Raw genomic sequence first — 4,590 nt, forward strand, 5'->3', positions numbered from 1 at the left:
CACAATTCGTCTTCCAAGGAGACGAAAATGACACTCGATATCGAGCATCTGCGCAGCTGGATAGGCCACACCGAGACCCTCGAAGACAGCGCCACGCTCGCGCCGCTGCGCGCGCTGACGGCGACGCTGGACCGCGACGATGCGCCAGGCCATGGCGATGCCGTGCCGCCCTGCTGGCACTGGCTGTACTTCCTGCCCATGGCGCGCCAATCCGAAATCGGCCCCGACGGCCACCCGCAGCGCGGCGGTTTTCTGCCGCCCGTGCCGCTGCCGCGGCGCATGTGGGCCGGCAGCCAGATCGAATTTCTCGCGCCGCTGCGCGCCGGCCAGGCCATCGAGCGCCTGTCGCGCATCGAAGACGTCAAGCTCAAGGAAGGCCGCACCGGGCCGCTGGTCTTCGTCAAGGTGCGCCATGAAATCCGCGCCGACGGCGCGCTGGCCATCGTCGACGAACACAACATCGTCTACCGCGACATGCCCGCCGACGGCGAGCCCGCCCCCACCTACGCAGTGGCTCCCAGCGACGCGCAGTGGCAGCGCCACATCGTTCCCGACGACGTGCTGCTGTTTCGCTACTCGGCGCTGACGTTCAACGGCCACCGCATTCACTACGACCGCCGCTATGTGACCGAAGTCGAAGGCTACCCCGGCCTGATCGTGCACGGCCCGCTGATCGCCACGCTGCTGCTCGACCTGCTGCGCCGCGAGCGCCCCGACGCGCAGGTCAAACACTTCACTTTCCGCGCGCTCAAGCCGCTGTTCGATATCTCCACTTTCGACGTCTGCGGCCGCGACAACGGCGACGGCAGCGTGGCCCTGTGGTCACGCGACGACGCCGGCGATCTGACGATGCAAGCCACGGCGGTGCTGGCCTGAGCGCCCGCTTCACCCCACCAGGAAAAAACCATGTTCAACGAAACCGACGACTACCAGGAAATCCGCGACGCCGTGCGCGCGCTGTGCAAGCAGTACCCCGATGAGTATTTCCGCAAGATCGACGAGCAGCGCGGCTACCCCGAAGAGTTCGTGCAGGCGCTGACCCAGGCCGGCTGGATGGCGGCGCTGATTCCCCAGGAATACGGCGGCTCGGGCCTGTCGATGGCCGAGGCCTCGGTCATCATGGAAGAGATCAACCGCTCGGGCGGCAACTCGGGCGCCTGCCACGGCCAGATGTATGTGATGAACGCCATCGTGCGCAGCGGCACCGAGGCGCAGAAGGCCAAATACCTGCCCAAGATCGCGGCGGGCGAACTGCGCATCCAGTCCATGGCCGTGACCGAGCCGACGACGGGCAGCGACACCACGCGGCTCAAGACCATGGCCGTGAAGAAGGACGGCCGCTGGGTGGTCAACGGCCAGAAGGTCTGGATCTCGCGCGTGCAGCACAGCGACATGATGATTCTGCTGGCGCGCACCACGCCGCTGGAGCAGGTGCAAAAGCGCTCCGAAGGCCTGAGCTGTTTTCTGATCGATGTGAAGCAGGCCACGGGCAACGGCATGACCGTGCAGCCGATTCTGAACATGGTCAACCACGAGACCAACGAGCTGTTCTTCGACAACCTCGAAATTCCCGAGGAAAACCTGCTGGGCCCCGAAGGCAAGGGCTTCAAGACGCTGCTCGATGGCCTCAACGCCGAACGCACGCTGATCGCCGCCGAGTGCATTGGCGACGGCTACTGGTTCATAGACCGCGCGACCAAGTATGCGAACGAGCGCGTGGTCTTCAACCGCAAGATAGGCCAGAACCAGGGCGTGCAGTTTCCCATTGCCGAGACCTTGATGGAACTCGAAGCCGCCAACCTGATGCGCTGGAAGGCCTGCCAGAAGATCGACGCCCACCAGAACGCGGGCGCGGCCGCGAACATGGCCAAGCACCTCGCGGCCAAGGCCTCGTGGGAGGCGGCCAACGTCTGCCTGCAGACGCACGGCGGATTCGGCTTTGCCTGCGAATACGACATCGAGCGCAAGTTCCGCGAAACGCGGCTGTACCAGGTGGCGCCGATTTCCACCAACATGGTCTTCAGCTATGTCGCCGAGCATGTGCTGGGCCTGCCCAAGTCCTACTGATCACCGGGAGCCCACAATGACCCGACCTCTGGACGGCGTGACGGTGGTCACGCTCGAACATGCGATCGCCGCGCCTTTTTGCACGCGCCAGCTCGCCGATCTGGGCGCGCGCGTGATCAAGATCGAGCGCCCGGGCACGGGCGACTTCGCGCGCGCCTATGACGAACGCGTGCAAGGCATGGCTTCGCACTTTGTCTGGACCAACCGCTCCAAGGAAAGCCTGACACTGGACGTCAAGCACCCCGACGCGCAGAAAGTGCTGGCGCAACTGCTCGAAACCGCCGACGTGCTGGTGCAGAACCTCGCGCCGGGCGCGGCCGCGCGGCTGGGGCTGTCGTTCGAGGCGCTGCACGCAAAGCATCCGCGGCTGATCGTCTGCGATATTTCCGGCTATGGCGATGACGGCCCTTATCGCGACAAGAAAGCCTACGACCTGCTGATTCAAAGCGAGTCGGGCTTTCTGTCGGTGACGGGCTCGCAAGACGAGCCCGCCAAGGCCGGCTGCTCCATCGCCGACATCGCCGCCGGCATGTACGCGTACACCAATATCCTCGCGGCGCTGATGCAGCGCGGCAAGACCGGCGTCGGCAGCCGCATCGACATTTCCATGCTCGAAAGCATGGTCGAGTGGATGGGCTACCCGCTCTACTACGCCTACGAAGGCGCGGCGCCACCGCCGCGCGCGGGCGCGGCGCACGCCACCATCTACCCCTACGGGCCGTTTCCCGCGGGCGACGGCCGCACCGTGATGCTGGGGTTGCAAAACGAACGCGAATGGGCGGCGTTCTGCACCAGCGTCTTGCACCAGCCCGCGCTGGCCGGCGACGAGCGCTTCGCGTCGAATTCGCGCCGTGTCGCCAATCGCGAGGAACTGCGCGCACTGATCGTGCAAGCGTTTGCTGCGCTGACTTCCGAGCAGGTGGTGCAACGCCTGGAAGCGGCGCAGATCGCCAACGCCGCCGTCAATGAGATGCGCGATGTATGGGCCCATCCGCAACTGCAGGCGCGCCAGCGCTGGACCGAAGTGCCCACGCCCGCCGGCCCCATTCCCGCCCTGCTGCCGCCAGGCCGCACCGATGCCTACGCGCCGCGCATGGACGGCGTGCCCGGCCTGGGCCAGCACGCCGACGCCATCCTGCAGGAGCTGGGCTGGTCGCCCGAAGCCATCGCCACGCTGCGCCGCGAAGGCGCGGTCTGAAAAAAACAATGATTACCAGGAGACAAAAATGACCTCTTTCGCACGCACTGTGACTTCGCTGACAGGGCTTTCGCTGGGCCTTCTGGGCAGCGGCCTGGCCACGGCCGATAGCTATCCCATCAAGCCCATCACCTTGGTCGTGCCCTACTCCGCGGGCGGCCCTACCGACGTGGTGGCGCGCACGCTGGCCGCGGCCATGGGCAGGACGCTGGGCCAGACCGTGATCGTCGAAAACAAGCTGGGCGCGGGCGGCACCATTGCCGCGGCCTACACGGCGCGCGCCAAGCCAGACGGCTACACCTTCTTGATTCACCACAACGGCATGGCCACGGCGCCCGCGCTGTACCGCAAGCTCAGCTACAAGCCCGTGGCCGATTTCGAATATGTGAGCCAGGTCATCGACGTGCCCATGACCGTGGTCGGCCGCAAGGACCTGCCGGCCAAGGACTTCAAGGAACTGCTGGCCTATGCCAAGGCCCAGGGCAACAAGCTCAACCTCGCGCATGCGGGCCTGGGCGCGGTGTCCCACCTGTGCGGCATGCTGCTGACCCAGGCCATGGGCGTGGACCTGACCTCCGTGCCGTTCCAGGGCACGGGGCCTGCAATGAATGCGCTGCTGGGCGGTCAGGTCGACCTGCTGTGCGACCAGACCACCTCAACCACGCCGTTCATCAAGGCCAACTCGGTCAAGCTCTATGGCGTGACCACCGCGTCGCGCCTCAAATCGCTGCCCGCCACGCCGACGCTGGCCGAACAAGGCCTCACGGGATTTCAGCTGGTGGTCTGGCATGGCATCTATGCCCCGAAGAACACGCCCAAGGAAGCCATAGACAAATTCGGCACGGCACTCAGAAGCGCGCTCAAGGACCCCGAAGTCGCCAAGCGCATGGCCGATCTGGGCGCCATCATGCCCGCCGACGACAAGCTCAACCCCCAAGGCCTGCAATCCTGGCTCGAACAGGAGACCCAGCGCTATGCCCCGGTGATCAAGGCCGCAGGCCAGTTCGCCGATTGAAACGGTTTACATCATGAAAATACTGGTCCCCGTCAAACGCGTCGTCGACTACAACGTCAAGGTGCGCGTCAAATCCGATGGCACAGGTGTCGATATCGCCAATGTCAAGATGAGCATGAACCCGTTTGACGAGATTGCCGTCGAAGAAGCCGTGCGTCTGAAGGAAAAGGGTGTGGTCACCGAAGTCATCGCTGTCTCCTGTGGTGTGACCCAATGCCAGGAGACCCTGCGCACCGCCATGGCGATCGGCGCCGATCGCGCCATCCACGTGCTCACCGACGCCGAACTCCAGCCCCTGGCCGTCGCCAAG

General features: G+C 65.2%; 5 protein-coding genes. All 5 read left to right on the plus strand.

Annotation, left to right across the window (positions count from 1 at the left end; genetic code table 11):
* Window positions 1-27 precede the first annotated feature (27 nt).
* Entirely contained in the window at window positions 28-876 is an 849-nt protein-coding gene (locus tag KHY18_RS26835; protein WP_213307473.1) for an HTD2 family dehydratase, read from the plus strand.
* A 30-nt stretch (window positions 877-906) separates the two neighbouring features.
* Complete coding sequence (locus KHY18_RS26840; protein WP_213307475.1) at window positions 907-2,067, plus strand: acyl-CoA dehydrogenase family protein; 1,161 nt, start codon at window positions 907-909, stop codon at window positions 2,065-2,067.
* A 16-nt stretch (window positions 2,068-2,083) separates the two neighbouring features.
* Complete coding sequence (locus KHY18_RS26845; RefSeq protein WP_213307477.1) at window positions 2,084-3,265, plus strand: CaiB/BaiF CoA transferase family protein; 1,182 nt, start codon at window positions 2,084-2,086, stop codon at window positions 3,263-3,265.
* A 28-nt stretch (window positions 3,266-3,293) separates the two neighbouring features.
* Complete coding sequence (locus KHY18_RS26850; RefSeq protein WP_213307479.1) at window positions 3,294-4,280, plus strand: tripartite tricarboxylate transporter substrate-binding protein; 987 nt, start codon at window positions 3,294-3,296, stop codon at window positions 4,278-4,280.
* A 13-nt stretch (window positions 4,281-4,293) separates the two neighbouring features.
* On the plus strand, window positions 4,294-4,590 hold a 297-nt coding region (locus KHY18_RS26855; protein WP_502769430.1), incomplete at its 3' end, for an electron transfer flavoprotein subunit beta/FixA family protein.

It is taken from the genome of Acidovorax sp. CCYZU-2555, from assembly GCF_018413525.1.
GTDB lineage: Bacteria > Pseudomonadota > Gammaproteobacteria > Burkholderiales > Burkholderiaceae_C > Comamonas.